Annotated in this window: 13 protein-coding genes; 3 read left to right on the top strand and 10 right to left on the bottom strand. The window is 64.3% G+C overall.

Annotated elements, in window-relative coordinates; translation table 11 throughout:
- Positions 1 to 19 precede the first annotated feature (19 nt).
- The 3 genes from ASD63_RS31550 to ASD63_RS31540 all read right to left on the bottom strand — a co-directional run bounded on the left by ASD63_RS31550 (position 20) and on the right by ASD63_RS31540 (position 3,689).
- Entirely contained in the window at positions 20 to 727 is a 708-nt protein-coding gene (locus ASD63_RS31550; protein WP_060530419.1) for a class I SAM-dependent methyltransferase, read from the bottom strand.
- A 138-nt stretch (positions 728 to 865) separates the two neighbouring features.
- Complete coding sequence (locus ASD63_RS31545) at positions 866 to 2,038, bottom strand: glycerate kinase (RefSeq protein WP_060530418.1); 1,173 nt, start codon at positions 2,036 to 2,038, stop codon at positions 866 to 868.
- Positions 2,039 to 2,210: 172 nt separating this feature from the next.
- A complete protein-coding gene (locus ASD63_RS31540) occupies positions 2,211 to 3,689 on the bottom strand; it encodes an SLC13 family permease (RefSeq protein WP_244497294.1) in 1,479 nt (492 codons plus the stop codon).
- 228 nt (positions 3,690 to 3,917) lie between these two features.
- Between ASD63_RS31540 and ASD63_RS31535 the strand changes: the two genes are divergently transcribed.
- On the top strand, positions 3,918 to 4,367 hold the full coding sequence (locus ASD63_RS31535; protein WP_034805669.1) for a pyridoxamine 5'-phosphate oxidase family protein: 450 nt from the start codon (positions 3,918 to 3,920) through the stop codon (positions 4,365 to 4,367).
- 46 nt (positions 4,368 to 4,413) lie between these two features.
- Here the strand turns inward: ASD63_RS31535 and ASD63_RS31530 are convergent, their stop codons facing one another.
- The 7 genes from ASD63_RS31530 to ASD63_RS31500 form a co-directional block, all read right to left on the bottom strand.
- Positions 4,414 to 5,250, bottom strand: a complete 837-nt coding sequence (locus ASD63_RS31530) for a universal stress protein (RefSeq protein WP_034805667.1) — start codon at positions 5,248 to 5,250, stop codon at positions 4,414 to 4,416.
- 249 nt (positions 5,251 to 5,499) lie between these two features.
- On the bottom strand, positions 5,500 to 6,744 hold the full coding sequence (locus tag ASD63_RS31525; RefSeq protein ID WP_034805665.1) for a Gfo/Idh/MocA family oxidoreductase: 1,245 nt from the start codon (positions 6,742 to 6,744) through the stop codon (positions 5,500 to 5,502).
- 81 nt (positions 6,745 to 6,825) lie between these two features.
- The gene (locus tag ASD63_RS31520; RefSeq protein ID WP_060530417.1) at positions 6,826 to 7,845 is read right to left on the bottom strand and encodes a LacI family DNA-binding transcriptional regulator; all 1,020 of its coding nucleotides are present in this window, start codon (positions 7,843 to 7,845) and stop codon (positions 6,826 to 6,828) included.
- Positions 7,842 to 8,798, bottom strand: coding sequence for an ABC transporter permease (locus ASD63_RS31515; RefSeq protein ID WP_034805661.1), 957 nt, complete (start codon positions 8,796 to 8,798; stop codon positions 7,842 to 7,844). The genes ASD63_RS31520 and ASD63_RS31515 overlap by 4 nt, the downstream gene beginning before the upstream one ends.
- The gene (locus ASD63_RS31510) at positions 8,795 to 9,787 is read right to left on the bottom strand and encodes an ABC transporter permease (RefSeq protein WP_034805955.1); all 993 of its coding nucleotides are present in this window, start codon (positions 9,785 to 9,787) and stop codon (positions 8,795 to 8,797) included. Before ASD63_RS31510 ends, ASD63_RS31515 begins: the two co-directional genes overlap by 4 nt.
- Positions 9,787 to 11,292 (bottom strand): sugar ABC transporter ATP-binding protein, encoded by a 1,506-nt coding sequence (locus tag ASD63_RS31505; protein WP_034805659.1) that lies wholly within the window; start codon positions 11,290 to 11,292, stop codon positions 9,787 to 9,789. The genes ASD63_RS31510 and ASD63_RS31505 overlap by 1 nt, the downstream gene beginning before the upstream one ends.
- A gap of 164 nt (positions 11,293 to 11,456) precedes the next feature.
- Positions 11,457 to 12,482, bottom strand: a complete 1,026-nt coding sequence (locus tag ASD63_RS31500; protein WP_034805952.1) for an ABC transporter substrate-binding protein — start codon at positions 12,480 to 12,482, stop codon at positions 11,457 to 11,459.
- A gap of 451 nt (positions 12,483 to 12,933) precedes the next feature.
- Between ASD63_RS31500 and ASD63_RS31495 the strand changes: the two genes are divergently transcribed.
- Entirely contained in the window at positions 12,934 to 13,752 is an 819-nt protein-coding gene (locus tag ASD63_RS31495; RefSeq protein ID WP_034805657.1) for a DUF3100 domain-containing protein, read from the top strand.
- A gap of 15 nt (positions 13,753 to 13,767) precedes the next feature.
- Positions 13,768 to 14,280, top strand: a complete 513-nt coding sequence (locus ASD63_RS31490; RefSeq protein ID WP_034805654.1) for a hypothetical protein — start codon at positions 13,768 to 13,770, stop codon at positions 14,278 to 14,280.
- Positions 14,281 to 14,288: the final 8 nt, after the last annotated feature.

Here is a 14,288-nt window from a genome sequence, read left to right as displayed (position 1 = left end):
TCGAGCGGGCGGCACTGAACTACGGCTTTTGCCAATCCATGACCAGGAACGGGGGGACCCTTCTAAAGAGGTCCCTTTGTTCCGGTTCGCCGCCACGCGGCAGTGGTTCGTCGAAATAGCGCAACTGCAGGCCCGCTCCCAGCAACAGCGACATGTAGGTGCTGAGCGGCCGGTGCCAGTTCATGACCCGAAGATCGCCCCAGCCGATCCAATCGGACCGTTCATCCATGTAGTGGTCGATCATGAAACTGCGCTTGCCATCGCCGCCATCGCGCCAGCCGGTCGGGTTGCTGGCGCTGTAAAAGCTGGTCAGGTTCGCGATCAGCAGATGACCGCCCGGGCGGAGAACCCGGTTCATCTCGCCAACCGCCGCATCCAGATCGGCGATGTCGATGAGGCTGAGATAGGCAACGACCAGATCGAAAGTCTTCTCCGCGAAAGGCAGTCCTTCGGCCTGTGCGATGCGATAGTCACCATCCGGATGCAGACGCCTCGCCTGACTAACGAGCGACCCGGCGGGATCGATGCCGACGGTGCTCAGCCCCTCCGCCGAAAGCAGCCGGCAGAACCGCCCCTCGCCGCACCCGACATCGAGGACAGCCCTTGCCCCGCTTTGCCGCGCCCTTTCGAGCATGGGCGCATCGAGGACGAAGCGCCGCGCAAAATCCCCCTCGGCGCCCAGCCCGGAAATCCAGGCAGCCGCCGACTCCTCCCATCCATTTGACATTTTACGTTTGGCCCTCGTGATCCGTCCTGCGTTTACGAAGACTGAGAGGACAACCTTGGCGATTGCATGACGGTAGCCGCCGCGCGGCTCCGGCGGGAGGCGGCAGCGCCGCCGTCCCGCCAGAGTGTGGCCGTTTTGTCAGGCAGCCAGTCCGCGTTCGTTGAGCAGCATTCCGACGCGCACCATGCGCACGGCATCTTCAGCCGCACGAACGAGCAGTTTCGGCGCGGCGTTGATGGCATCGTCGAGGGTGCAGGGCGCCTTCAGGATCGAGGCGAAAGCGTCGATGCCGTGCTCGAAATTGAGGGTCACGCCCTTGCCGATCGTACCGGCGAGAGCGATCACGGGGCGGCCCGCCTCCTTGGCCCTGTGCCCGACCTCGGCCGGCACCTTGCCGAACGGCGTCTGGCCGTCGAGGCTGCCTTCGGCGGTGATCACAAGATCGGCCCTGGCGATCATGTCGTCGAGTTCGAGGTAGCGCATGACGATGTCGTAGCGCGGATGCAGCGCGCCGCCGAGCAGCCCCATGACCGCCGCCCCGAGCCCGCCGGATGCGCCCGCTCCCGGGGCGTCGCCAACAGCGATGCCGGTCGTCGCCTGAATGGCGGCGGCATAGGTCTCCATCGCCGCCGCGAGCAGTTCCACCTGCTCCGGCGTTGCGCCCTTCTGCGGCCCGAACACACGGGCAACGCCGCGTGCGCCGAGCAGCACATTGTGCCAGTTGACGGCCGCGTCGATGCGAACCTCGGCAAGGCGCGGATCGCGGCCCGAAATGTCGATGCGCGCGAGCGACGCAAGCGACGCGCCGCCGGGCACAAGCGGATTGCCCTCCCGGTCGAGCAGCTTCACGCCCAAGGCTGCGGCCATGCCGGCGCCGCCATCGTTGATGCCGCTATCGCCGCAGCCAAGCAGGATACGGCGGGCGCCGGCGTCGAGGGCTGCCCGGATCAACTCACCGACGCCGTAGCTGGTGGTGAGGCAGGGGTTGCGGCGATCGCGCGGGACCAGTCGCAAACCGGCGGCCGCGGCCATTTCGATGACGGCCGTGCGTTCGGACTGCCCGCCGAGGAAACCGAAATGCGAGGCGACGGGTTCGCCGAGCGGGCCGGTCACGGTCAGTTCGTGCAGGCTGCCGCCGGTGATAGCGACGAGCGCCTTGGTGAAACCTTCACCGCCGTCGACCATGGGCACCTTGAGGACTTCGGCGCTCGGGCAGGCGCGCAGCACGCCCTTCTCGATGCAGTCGGCAGCTTCTTCCGCCGACAGGCTTTCCTTGAAACCGGACGGTGCAACCAGAATGGTAAGTGACATGTGACAATCTCCTTGCACTTTTGTGACAATGCGGATGCAAGGGAGAAACGGCAGCTCGCCACGTTTATTCCGGCCGAAATGCAGAATTCTTTCTTTTACGAAAAGAAAAAGAAAAGAGCCGAAGCGACAGACGCTTCGGCTCTTAAAATGACATTATATCAGATGCTTATCGTCATGTTTCCAACCCGACTGCAGGCCAGATCACAAGCGCGAACAGGGCAAGCAACGCGATGAACGGGAGCGCCAGCATCAAGGCCAAGCGCAGGAGATCGGAAGGGCTGAAAGCTGGTGGTTCCATACCTCCGAACAGCGCTACGGGCTTCGCCGAAACCATCAGCGTCTGGCAGAAGCCACTACCTATGGCTGTGACCATGATGAGGCTGGCGGGGCTGACCCCGAAGCCCGCCAGTGGCAGCGCAACGGCCGGAATGAGCACTGTCGCGCGAGCCGTTCGCGAGGCAAGGACGATATGGGCAAAGGTCGCGACCGCAATGGCGAGAAGCACGACCAGCCACGCCGGCGGCTTGCCGATCTGGCCGAAGGCACCGATCAGGCGATCGGCAAGTTCCGTCGCCGTGCCGGTCGACAGCAGCGCTTCGCCGATGACGAGCGTGCCGGCAAGAAACAGAAGCAGGTTCCACTCGACACCCTTCAGCGCCTTGCGAAACGGCATGCCGGAGATCCTTTCAGACGCAAGGACAAGAGCCCCGACGAGTGCCACCACCGGCAGCGCGATGCCGTGCAGGTCCGAGGTCGCGAGTGCTGCGACGATCGCAGCGGTCACGGCAAGGATTGCCTTGTCGCGCGCCGAAAACGGACGTTTCTCCGTAGGCGCGGCCGGCAGGTCGAGGCGCCAGTTCCAGTCGGCATCGTCGAGGAAGAAGCGCAGGATCAGGCCGCAGGCAAGGAGGCTCGTCAGCAGCGCGAAGGGCGCTGCAAGCAAGGCCCAGCCGACGAAGCCCGGCGCTTCGCCGCCGCTGCGGCGAATGAAATCGACGGCGACGAGATGGGCGCCAGCGCCGGTCAGCGAGGCGGCCGCCGAAAGCAGGATCACCGACGGGAACAGGAGCGCCAGCGCACGGGTGACGCCAGGGCGGCCGATGGTCGAGGCGAGCCCCAGAAAGACGGGCATGAAGATCGCCGCCCGTGCCGAGGTCGAGGGGATGACGAAGGCAGTCACGAAGATCGTCAGCGTCACCACCCAGAACAGCCGGCTGACGTCGCGGAAACGGGCAAGCAGCCGGAAGGCGAGCCGCTCAACGAGACCGGATGCCTGCAGCACCGCCGCAATCACCGATGCCGCCATCATCAGCCAGACAATGTCGTTGCCAAGCGCGGCATAAACCGCCTTTTCGCCGACGGCGCCGGTCACGGCCAAAGCCGCCGCCCCGGCAAGCGCCACCGGCGTTTCCGGCAGGTCGAAGATCGTCCAGCAGATCAGCGTCGTCGCAAACACCATCAGCGAAAGGCGCATCGGCAGCGCCAGGCCGTCAGCCGCGAGAAAGATCAGGACGGCGGCAAAGGCGACGAGCATTGCGCCGACGAGCAGGCGCACCTGGCTCACCGGCATATGGCCGTCAATGCGTTCGGCTACCGCCGCTTTCAGGGTGACGAGGTCTTTTTCCGAAGCGATCACCGGGCTGATGGTCATAGCTACGCTCCCTTTTTGCTGGCCCAGGCTCGCGCGGCAACCGCGCCGCACGAAAGCCACCGGGCTGATTTCGTGGGAGGGCAAACGGGGTGTCGGGCGGTTTATTCCGCTCGTGCCCGACAATTTTCGGCGCTGGAGGCCCGAAAGCCCGAATTGAGCGAGATCAATGCCTGTTCTCCTGACAGGCAGAGACTGGTGCCAGATGACCTCTTTCAAAAGGAGAGTTTCATGTTGATCAGGGAAATGTCGCGGCAGGAATGCATCGACCTCGTCGCCGAGAACCACATCGCCCGCCTCGGGTGCGTCCGGGATGGCCAGCCCTATGTCGTGCCCATCCAATATGCTTTTGCCGCCAACAGGCTCTACGGCTTTTCGATGCCCGGGCAGAAGATCGACTGGATGCGGGCCACTCCCCGCGTCTGCATTCAAATGGACACGGCAACGGACCGGAAGGACTGGCGAAGCGTCGTCATCTACGGCCGCTATCAGGAACTGCCGGATACGAAACAATGGCATCGCGAGCGCATGAACGCCTGGTCGCTTCTCGAACAGCGCGTGAACTGGTGGGAACCGGGCGGTCTGAAGCCCGGCGATCAGGCAATTACCGGCGCCTCGCCGCATCTCTTCTTCGAAATCGAGATCGATGAGGTGACCGGGCGGGCAGCCACTGTGGGTTGATGACCGTCGGCGCGCAGTCAGATGGCTGCGCGCTCGGCCGTGCCTGTCAATGGGCCATCAGCACGGGTACCACTGCGTTTTCGAGCATCGAGCGGGTGACGCCGCCGAAGACGCGTTCACGCATTCTGGAGTGGCCATAGGCGCCCATGACGATCAGATCGGCGGCCACGTCGGAAGCGAAGCGATTGATCACGTCATCGACCCGATGCCCGCCGCTCGGCAGCCGCTCGACGGAAACCGAAACGCCATGCCGGGCAAGGTAGCCGGCGATATCGGCACCGGGTTCCTCGCCGTTCTTGCCGTAGGCGGAACGCGGGTCGACCATCGTCACGTGGACGATCTTGGCGCCCTTCAGCAGGTCGAGCGCTTCGCGTACCGCACGGGCCGCTTCCAGCCGGGAGTTCCAGGCAAGCACCACCGTCCTCGGATCAAGCCGCGCGGGCTTGCCCTTGGGCAGGACGAGGACCGGTCGCGCGGAGTTGAACAGCGTCCCGTCGATGGTGCGCGACCGTAGCTCCGGGTCCAGCATCAGGCCGTCGCCCACGAGCGTCAGGTCGGCATAGCGTGCGCGCTCGCCGATCTCGTCATCGGCCCAGGCAGCCTCGGTGTATTTCGTTTCGACGCTGAACGAGATGCCTTCCCGGGTGAGAACGTCGGTTGCGCTTGCCACGCAGGATTCGAGCTTGTCGACCTCGCGCTGACGTTCGTTCAGCCAGTCAATCGAGATGGCGGCGGCAAAATCGCCGATCGGCGGAGAAGCGGCGAGCTTGACGATCAACAGGGAGAGGTGAGCGTTTGCCGAAGCGCAGACCTGTGCCGCGGCACGCAGATCGTCTGCGGAATGATCGACGCCGACCACGGCGAGAATTGTCTTGTATGTCATCGCGTTTCCTCCTCGCGACCGGACTTAAGAACTGAGTCAGCCTAGGCAAATGCGCACCCGGCGACATTGATCCCCGTCAACCGGGATCATGGAGGAAAGCGTATAATTATGGGGGGCTCTACGCGCAGGCGTCTACGCCGACCGCCCTCGTTGCGGGCGGGCCGGCGAAGACGGTCATTGCCTCCGCCGCCCAATTGCTCCGCAAACTCGGCCTCACGGCCTCGACCGCGCGGGCCTGAACTTCAGTCGTCAGGCACCCCGGCGCGCGACGACCGGCACGTAATGTTCGAGCTCCGGCGCCGGGAAGTTGAGCGTCGCGTTGATTTCTGCCGACCGGTAAAGCCCCATCAGCATCTCGACGACAGCAAGGCCGTCCTCGAAGGTTTCGAGCGGCTTTTCGCCCTTGCGGAAGCACTCGACCATGTGGCGGTTTTCGTCGGTATAGCCGTAGACGCCGGCCTCGTCCTCGAGCACCGGCATCAGGCCCTGCTCGGCATTCTGCTTTTCGACGAGATCCTCGCCCTCCGAGCCCTTGACCTCGCGCGACATGAAGATCTTCAGGCCGGTAGAGAGCGAATTGTATTCGAGCGCATATTCCGGTCCGAGCAATTCGAGCTGGATGCGCAAGCCGGCGCCGACATAGGCCCAGGAGGTGGTCGCCTCGATCATCAGCTCGTTGCCGTCCTGGTCTTCGAGCGTCACCGTGGCGCGGGCAAAATCCTCGGACGGCCGGTTGCGATAATCGACCTCGTTGCCGAAGCGATTGCGCAGTTGTTCGGCATAGTGGGGACGCGTCCATTTGAGGTTGGCGACGGTGCCGTTTACCGCCTTGATCTTCAGCGAATTGCGCGGCGCACCGGGCGCCGTCAGCAGGTAGCGCGCGACCTCGACGCTGTGGCACATCATGTCCGAAAGCACGCCGCCGCCCTGCTTGTCGCCCTGCCAGAACCAGGGTTCGTGCGGGCCGGAATGTTCCTCGGCCGCGCGCGCCAGATAGGGGCGCCCGGTGGTCGTCGCCGCGCGCCGCCAGATGATTTCCTTGCCACGCAGCACCGGCGTGCAGAAAACCTGGTTTTCCAGATAACCGTGGTTGAGGCCGGCATCCTCGGCCAGCGACAGCATCTCGCGGGCTTCGGCAACCGTGCGGGCAAGCGGCTTTTCGCAGGCAACGGCGAAGACCTTGCTGCGGCCGTCCTTGACGGCCTTGTGCAGCGAACGCATGACGTCGATGCGGGTGTAGTTGGGCGAAAGGATCCAGACCGCGTCGACGTCATCGGCGGTCAGCAGCGCTTCCAGGCTTTCATGCGTGCGGCAGCTGCCGAGACCAAGCGCCTCGACCTCATTTGCAAATTTCTCGCGGTTCTCGGCCTTGCGGCTGAAGACGCCGGTGACCTCGACATTACGCACGCCGATCATCGATTTCAGATGGAAATGGGCGATGAAGCCCGATCCGACGAAACCCACGCGCAGCGTCTGCTTCGGTAGCTGTGTCATTCTCTTCTCCCATTTATCGATTTTGGTAACGGCGGGGTGCGGGCGGAAAACCGCACGCGGCTTTCCTCGTCCCACCTCCGGCTATTTACGTGGCGGCGCGGTGCTGCCACGGATGTTGAGCGTGGTCGGCAGGACGATGGCCGGCTCTGCGGCGACGTCACCATCCGAGAGGACGTTGAGAAGCTGCGACATCGCCGTGCGACCGATGTCGGCGCGCGGCTGGCTGACGGTCGTCAGCGGCGGATAGAAGGCCTTGCTGAGATAGAGATCGTCGAAGCCGACGACCGAGACGTCGCCGGGCACGTCGCGGCCAAGCCGCCGTAGCGCATGGATTGCGCCGTAGGCCATCTCGTCGTTGGCGGCGAAAATCGCGGTCGGCGGCTCCGGCAGGGCGAAAAGGTCCGAGGCACAGGCCTCGCCGCTTTCGAGCAGGTAGTCGCCGCGCACCTCGTACCCCTCGGGGATCGCAAGGCCGGCCGCTTTCATGGCGGCCCTATAGCCGTCGCGGCGGTGGAGCGCCATGACCTCCGGCAGGGGACCAGCGATATGGGCGATGCGGCGATGGCCGAGCGCGATCAGATGGTCGACCGCAGCCTCAGCGGCGGCGACGTTGTCGATCTGCACATGCGGGAAGCCGGACCCCTCGATCATTTCGAGCGCGATAACGACAGGCAGATGCGAGAGATCGGCGCTTTCGCCCGGCTCAGGCGGCGGCAGCTTGCCGGTCATCAGGATCATGCCGTCGGCATGGCCGTCGCGCAGCATGTTGAAATACTCGACCTCGCGGTCCGGGTCGTTCTCGGTGTTGCCCATGAGGACGGCGTAACCGGCCTCGCGCGCCGTCGCCTCCACGCCCTTCAGGATCTCGAGGTAGAAGGGGTTGCCGACGTCGCGCACGACAAGCAGTACCGACATCGACCGGCGCGTTCGCAAGTTGCGGGCGCTGACATTCGGGCGGTAGTTGAGCTCGCGCGCCAGCGCGTTGATGCGCTGGCGTGTCTCGTCCGTCACCAGCGACGAGCCGCTCAGTGCCCGCGAAACGGTCGCAACCGAGACACCGGCGCGTTCTGCGATATCTTTGATCTTCGGCCGGTCGCTCATGCGCGCATCGCCCTCCCGCGGCCGTAGAACAGCATGAGCAGCAGCAGCGTCGCGCCGAACACCATCTGACGGCCGGACTCGTCGATGTTCACCGTCGTCAGGATGCCCTGGAGGATGACAAGCAGCAGCGCGCCGGCCATGGTCCCGGTGTAACCGCCCTTGCCGCCGGCAAGCGACGTGCCGCCAAAGACGACCGCGATGATCGACGACAGCATGTATTGCTCGCCGACATTGGCGAAGGACGATCCGGAATAACCGAGCAGGCAGAGCCCGGCGATCGCGGCGAACATGCCCGAGATCATGAAGAGACCGATGCGCATGAGCCGAACCGGCACGCCGGCCATATAGGCCGCGTGCTCGTTGGAGCCGATCGCGTAGATCCGATGACCGAAGACGGTGCGGTTCAGCATGAAGGCCATGAACAGGCCGATCACGATCCAGAGCCAGATGATGCCGGGAATGCCGAGCGCCAGCGGCTGGGTCACGAAGGCGGAGAGGCCGGGCGCGGCGCGACCCGAGGGAATGCCCTGGCGGATGACCACCAGCAGGCCCTGCAGCACGCCCAGCATGCCGAGTGTCATCACCAGCGGCGGGATGCGCAGAAGCGTGACGCCGAGGCCGTTCAAAAGGCCGAAGAAGGCGCCAGCCGCCAGGCAGGCGAGCACCGCCGGCAGGATGCCGCCATCGGCACCGTTCATGACATTGCCGGCGATGATCGCCGAGAGCGACACGACGCCACCCACGGAGAGGTCAATGCCCTCGCGGCCGCCGAGAATGACGACGTTCTGGCCGGCGGCGACGATGCCGAGCAGCGAGGCGACGATCAAGAGCCGCAGGATCTGATCGGCCGAGGCAAACCCCGGCGACAGGCTTTGGCCAAGATAGAGCAGCGCGACGATGAGGATGAGCGCCACGACCAGCGGCTGTTTGAAGAACGACGTAACCGAGCTCATGCGCGTGCCCTCCGACCGGCGAGCACGCCGGCCATCAAGACGATCAGAATGGCGAGGCCCTGGACGAAGTTCTGCCATTCCGACGGCGTGCCCATGAAGAAGACCAGGGAATTGACGAGGCCGATCGTCAGGGCGCCGAGCAGAGAGCCGACCACCGTCGTCCAGCCGCCGGCAAGCGCACTGCCGCCAAGCACGACGGCGGCGACGCTGTAGAGCGTCATCTTGCCGCCGACCAGCGGATCGCCGCTCGCTGTATCACCCGTGAGGCAGAAAGCGGCAAGCGCCGAGAACAGCCCGCACAGAAGGTAGCCCTTGATGCGGACGGCGACGACCGGAAGCCCGGTCTGATAGGCGGCCTGCTGGTCGTCACCGACGGCCAGCAGTTCGGTGACGATGCGCGTGCGCGACAGGAAGTAAAGCAGGACAGCCAGCGCCGCGAGCACGTAGAAGACGAAGGGCAGGCCCAAGAGGCGGCCGCCATAGGTGCGCCAGAACAGTGCCGGCGCCGGCGTACCGGCAACGGGCATGACATAGAGCGCCAGCCCGGTGAAGAAGATGCTGGTCGCAAAGGTGGCGACGATCGCCTGCAGCCGAAGTGCTGCGACGACCAGTCCGTTGACCAGCCCGCAGGCAAGTCCGATGAGGACGCCGAGCGCAAGTGCGAGCAGCACGGCACCGGCGCCGCCGCCCCAGCGCTCCATCAGGACGACGATCGCGACATTGACCAGCGACAGCGTCGCGCCGGCGGAAAGATCGATATCGCCGGCGGAGACGACATATGTCTGCGCGATCGCCAGCATGATCAGCGCCATATAGGTGCTGAGCAGACCCGTCAGCGAGCGGTAGCTCAGGCTGTTGGGTGAAAAGAGGCCGTTCAGCGCCAGCAGCACGATGAGGATGACCAGTGCCGGCAGGAAGGGGTAGCGCTCGAGCCAGGAGCGCAGCCCACCGCTCCTTGGAGAGGAAATGTCTGTCGCGGTCGATGTCATCATGCGGCCTCGTATGCAGCCTGGTAGAGATTGTAGCGGGTGCGATCGTCACCGATCAGCTCGCGTGTCACCGAGCCGCCGTTGAAGACGAGGATACGGTTGGCGTTGCCGAGCAGCTCGGCGTCCTCGGACGAATAGAGCAGGATGCCGAGGCCTTCGGCCGCAAGCTGGCGAATGAGCGCAAAGAGATCGGCCTTGGCCTGGAGGTCGATGCCCTTGGTCGGGTCGTCGAGCAGCAGCACGTCGGGCCGATCGATCAGCCATCGGGCGATGATCACTTTCTGCTGGTTGCCGCCGGAAAGCGAATTGATCGGATGGAAGAGGCTCGCAAACTTGGTGTGCATCGCTTCGAGCGCCGGCATCGCCTTGTTTTTGAGGCTCGAGGGCCGCGCGAGCATCAGCCGGTCGCGAAGATAATGGATCGGCGTGACGTTCTCTATGATCGGACGGCCGCTGATGACGCCGTCGCGACCGCGGTCGCCGGAGACATAGGCGCAGCCACGGCGAATGGCGTCGCGCGGGCTTTTGGCATCATAGCGTTCGCCGCCGATCGTCACCTCGCCGGATGAAACGGTGCTTGCGCCGAAGATGGCCCGCAGCAGCGCCGATTGCCCCTGCCCGTGCAGCCCGCCGAGCCCGAGGATCTCGCCCTTTGCCACCTCGAAGCTGACATCGCGAAAGCCCTTGCCCGAGAGGCTACGTACGGAGATCGCCGTCTGCGCGCCAGTTTCCACCACCGCTGGTGCCGATGACCTTGCAGCCGGCATGTCGCTGGCGCCGCCGACCATCAGCCGGATGACCGTTGCCGGGTCGGTCTCGGAGAGTTTCAACGTCTCGATGGTCTCGCCGTCGCGGATGATCGTCACGCGATCGCCGATCGCGGTGATTTCGTCCATACGGTGCGAGATGAAGATGATACCGCGACCCTGGCCTTTGAGATCGCGCAGGATCTCGAAGAAGCGATCGACCTGGGCGCGGTCAAGTGCGGAGGTCGGCTCGTCGAAGATCAGGATCGGCGCTTCGCTGGCGAGCGCCTTCATGATCTCCACCAGTTGCCGCTGGTCCGCCCGGAGGTTGCCGACCAGGGCCTCCGCGTGGAAACCTTCGCCGGAGACCTCCGAGAACAAGGCGATGTAGCGCGCCGCGCGCGCCTTCATTGCCGCCCGGTCGATGAAGAGGCCGGCCTTCACCGGCAGGGCGGAAAGGCAGATGTTTTCCTCGACCGACCGGTGGCTGGCGAGGCTGAGTTCCTGGTAGAAAATGCCGATGCCGGCGGCGCGTGCGGCTTGCGGCCCGGAGATCGTCACGCGCTTGTCGTTGATCAGGATCTGGCCGCCATCCGGCCGCACGCTGCCGGCGATGATCTTGCACAGCGTGCTCTTGCCGGAGCCGTTGGAGCCCATCAGCACATGCACTTCGCCGGCAGCGATCTCAAGGTCGCCGCGGCGTAGCGCCAGCGTTGCGCCGTAAGCCTTGCTCACGCCGTTCAGTCTCAGTTTCGACATCGGCTGTCGTCCATTTGGTTGCTTGCCGCATCTTCAGGGATGCTCGCGCTCGGCACCGGCTCCACTGCAGCAATCTTTCACGCCCGATCGGCCTTGGTCGGTGGCCATCGGCGGCATCGGTCGCCGGGCGGCTCAAGACAAGAGTCGCCCGGCGAAACCCGAACTTACTTGAACAACGCCGTGGCGTCGTCGATCGAAAGCGCGTTGGTGTAGGAGTAATAGCCCGGCTTGCCGTCGAGTTGCTTGGCGGCGTCGCCAAGGTTCTTGCTGTCGATGAACGGGATCGGCAGATACATGGCGTTCTTGTACTGGCCAGCCGTTGCCGGCTCCTTCAGTTCCTTGCCCTGCAGCATCAGCACCGCAACGTTGAGCGCGCTTGCCATGACGCCCGGCGGGTTGACGGTCGCGCCGGAATTCAGCTTGTCCTTGACCCAGAGGTCGATGAAGTCCTTGCGGATTTCGCCGGTTGCGGCGATCTGGCTGGTCTTGCCCGCATCCATGATCGACTTCCAGGCGCCGGCCGCCATGCCGTCCTGAACAACGACGCCGTTGATATCAGGATAGGTTGCAAGGATGTTCTGCATCGCCTGCTGGCCCTGGGCCTGATCCCAATTGGCGTTGACCTCGTTGACCACCTGCAGGTCCGGATAATCCTTGAAGACACTCTTGTAGCCGGCGACGCGCATTTCATTGGCCGGATGGCCGGCGACGCCGTTGATGGCGACCACCTTGCCCTTGCCGCCGAGCGTGTCAGCCAGCCACTTGGCGCCGGCAGCGCCCCAGGCCGTCTGGTCGATGCCGACATAGGTCGCATCCGGCGAGGAAACCTCGGCGTCCGTCGCGATCACCAGGATGCCGGCTTCCTTCGCCTGGGCGAAGATCGGATCGAAGGCCGTCGGGCTGTTGGGGTTGATGATGATGGCATTCACGCCCTCGGCGATGAAGTTGCGCACATGCGCGATCTGCCCGGGCACGTCGACATTGGCGCTCTGGACGGAGACTTCGACGTCGACGCCCTTCTCTTTCCACTTCGCCGCGGCCTCCTTGGCCTCGTCGATCATCTGCGTGCGCCATTCGCTGCCGACCCAGCCGTTGGACAGGCCGATCTTGAAGGTCTCGGCATTGGCGAAAGAAGCGGAAATGGCAATGGTTGCGACAGCGCCAAGCGCTGCGGCGATAAATTTCTTCATCAGATCCTCCCAAATCTTGCGAAAACCATGAAGCCAGAAAATGTAATCGATTTCAATGGGCATTTTCAGGGAATTTTGTGCGGTTTCGTTTTCCGCCGCCGGGAGGATCAAGGAGATAACGGAAAGCGTCGGGCGCGGGCAGAATAGACTTCGGAAAGTGTCTCACCGAGAGAAGCCAATAGTGCTTGGTTCCCCCTCCCCGCTGTGCGACAGCAAGGGCAGAGGCGGTGACGATTCGTCGTTGCGCCAACTGGAATGAACTGCAGGAATGACGCCATGACATGAAGGCGCTGCGGGATTGATCCCAATGGCCGCCCGAACAGCGGCCCGCCCGTTGCTCAAATCGCAACACTTCGTTGCTTGCCGGCCGGCTAGCCGCAATTTGCCCTCACCGCCTACTCTGAACGCTGGGCAAAGAACAACAACTGGCTCCCAACCAGAGGAGAACATCATGACCGGGAAAACCGGAGCCGCCTCGGGCGCGCTCTATCTGCATATCTTTGTGCTGGCGATCGTCATCGCCTCCGAGCTGATCGGCATTCAGCGTCTGCCGATCGGTATCGGCACCGTCATCTTCCTGCCGATCCTTTACGCCTTCGCGCTTGGCATCGCCTTCAATCCGGCCATTTTCAAGGCGACCGGCAAGTTCCTGTCGCGCGATGCGGTCAAGCTTTCCGGCGCGATGATCACCGTTGCCATCATGCCGTTCATCGCCAAGTTCGGAACGACGGTCGGCCCGCAGATTTCGCAGATCATCGAGGCCGGCCCGGCGCTGGTTCTGCAGGAGCTCGGCAATCTCGGCACGATCATCGTCGCCTTCCCGGTCGCAGTGTTCCTTCTAAAGATGGGTCGTGAAGCCGTCGGCGCCACCTATTCGATCGACCGCGAGCCGAACATCGCGCTGATCGCCGACAAATATGGCCTCAACTCGCCGGAAGGTGCCGGCGCCATGGGCGTTTATGCGACCGGCACGCTGATCGGCACCTTCGTCTTCGCCATCATGCCGCCGATCGTTCACGGCCTCGGCATCTTCGACGTGCGTGCGCTCGCCATGTCCTGCGGCGTCGGCTCCGGCTCGATGCTGGCGGCCTGCACCGGCGGTCTTGTCGCGGCGGTGCCGGACCAGAAGGACATCATTCTCGCGCTCGCCGCCGCCAGCAACATCCTGACCTATGCCACCGGCCTCTATGTCGGCATGTTCGTGGCGCTGCCGTTGACGGAGTGGCTCTACAACAAGGCGCGCCCATCCGAGCGTCGCACCGCAGCCTGACCGGGAAAGAGAACCATGACCAACCAGAACACCTCCGCCAACTACGCCGACGATCTCCCGCTGAACCCCGAGGACGAACGCAAGCTCGACGTGATCGGCCATGCCGGCCTGCTGATCATCGCCTGTGCGATCGGCCTTGTCGCCAACTGGGTCGGCACCGGAACGTCGCCGCTCACCGCATTGCCGGGCATGGCGACGCTATATGCCGCCTGTATCGTCGGCCTGGCGCTCGCCCGCTTCGTGCCCTTCTACCTGCCAAGCGTCGCCTGGGTTTCGCTGATCGCGATCCTCATCACCATCCCGGGCGTTCCGGGTGCAGCCTGGGTCAGCGAACAGGTCGAGCACCTCAACTTCCTCGCATTGGCGACCCCGGCGCTTGCCTATGGCGGCCTTGCCTTGACGGCGAACGAGTTCGCGATCGCCCGCCGCTCGGGCTGGAAGATCGTCATCGTCGCGATCTGCGTGATGGTCGGCACCTATATGGGCTCGGTCGTCGTCGCCGATCTCTTCCTGCGTCTCGGCCAGTAACGCGGCAC

Source organism: Ensifer sp. Root558, from assembly GCF_001427045.1.
Taxonomy (GTDB): Bacteria; Pseudomonadota; Alphaproteobacteria; order Rhizobiales; family Rhizobiaceae; genus Ensifer; species Ensifer adhaerens.
Note: the sequence above shows the minus strand (reverse complement) of the source record. Positions and strands in the feature narration are given on the sequence as shown.

What these genes read in the sequence shown, in the direction of transcription:
- ASD63_RS31550 (WP_060530419.1), bottom strand. Translation starts at nt 727, where the DNA reads ATGTCAAATGGATGGGAGGAGTCGGCGGCTGCCTGGATTTCCGGGCTG.
- ASD63_RS31545 (WP_060530418.1), bottom strand. Translation starts at nt 2,038, where the DNA reads ATGTCACTTACCATTCTGGTTGCACCGTCCGGTTTCAAGGAAAGCCTG.
- ASD63_RS31540 (WP_244497294.1), bottom strand. Translation starts at nt 3,689, where the DNA reads ATGACCATCAGCCCGGTGATCGCTTCGGAAAAAGACCTCGTCACCCTG.
- ASD63_RS31535 (WP_034805669.1), top strand. Translation starts at nt 3,918, where the DNA reads ATGTTGATCAGGGAAATGTCGCGGCAGGAATGCATCGACCTCGTCGCC.
- ASD63_RS31530 (WP_034805667.1), bottom strand. Translation starts at nt 5,250, where the DNA reads ATGACATACAAGACAATTCTCGCCGTGGTCGGCGTCGATCATTCCGCA.
- ASD63_RS31525 (WP_034805665.1), bottom strand. Translation starts at nt 6,744, where the DNA reads ATGACACAGCTACCGAAGCAGACGCTGCGCGTGGGTTTCGTCGGATCG.
- ASD63_RS31520 (WP_060530417.1), bottom strand. Translation starts at nt 7,845, where the DNA reads ATGAGCGACCGGCCGAAGATCAAAGATATCGCAGAACGCGCCGGTGTC.
- ASD63_RS31515 (WP_034805661.1), bottom strand. Translation starts at nt 8,798, where the DNA reads ATGAGCTCGGTTACGTCGTTCTTCAAACAGCCGCTGGTCGTGGCGCTC.
- ASD63_RS31510 (WP_034805955.1), bottom strand. Translation starts at nt 9,787, where the DNA reads ATGACATCGACCGCGACAGACATTTCCTCTCCAAGGAGCGGTGGGCTG.
- ASD63_RS31505 (WP_034805659.1), bottom strand. Translation starts at nt 11,292, where the DNA reads ATGTCGAAACTGAGACTGAACGGCGTGAGCAAGGCTTACGGCGCAACG.
- ASD63_RS31500 (WP_034805952.1), bottom strand. Translation starts at nt 12,482, where the DNA reads ATGAAGAAATTTATCGCCGCAGCGCTTGGCGCTGTCGCAACCATTGCC.
- ASD63_RS31495 (WP_034805657.1), top strand. Translation starts at nt 12,934, where the DNA reads ATGACCGGGAAAACCGGAGCCGCCTCGGGCGCGCTCTATCTGCATATC.
- ASD63_RS31490 (WP_034805654.1), top strand. Translation starts at nt 13,768, where the DNA reads ATGACCAACCAGAACACCTCCGCCAACTACGCCGACGATCTCCCGCTG.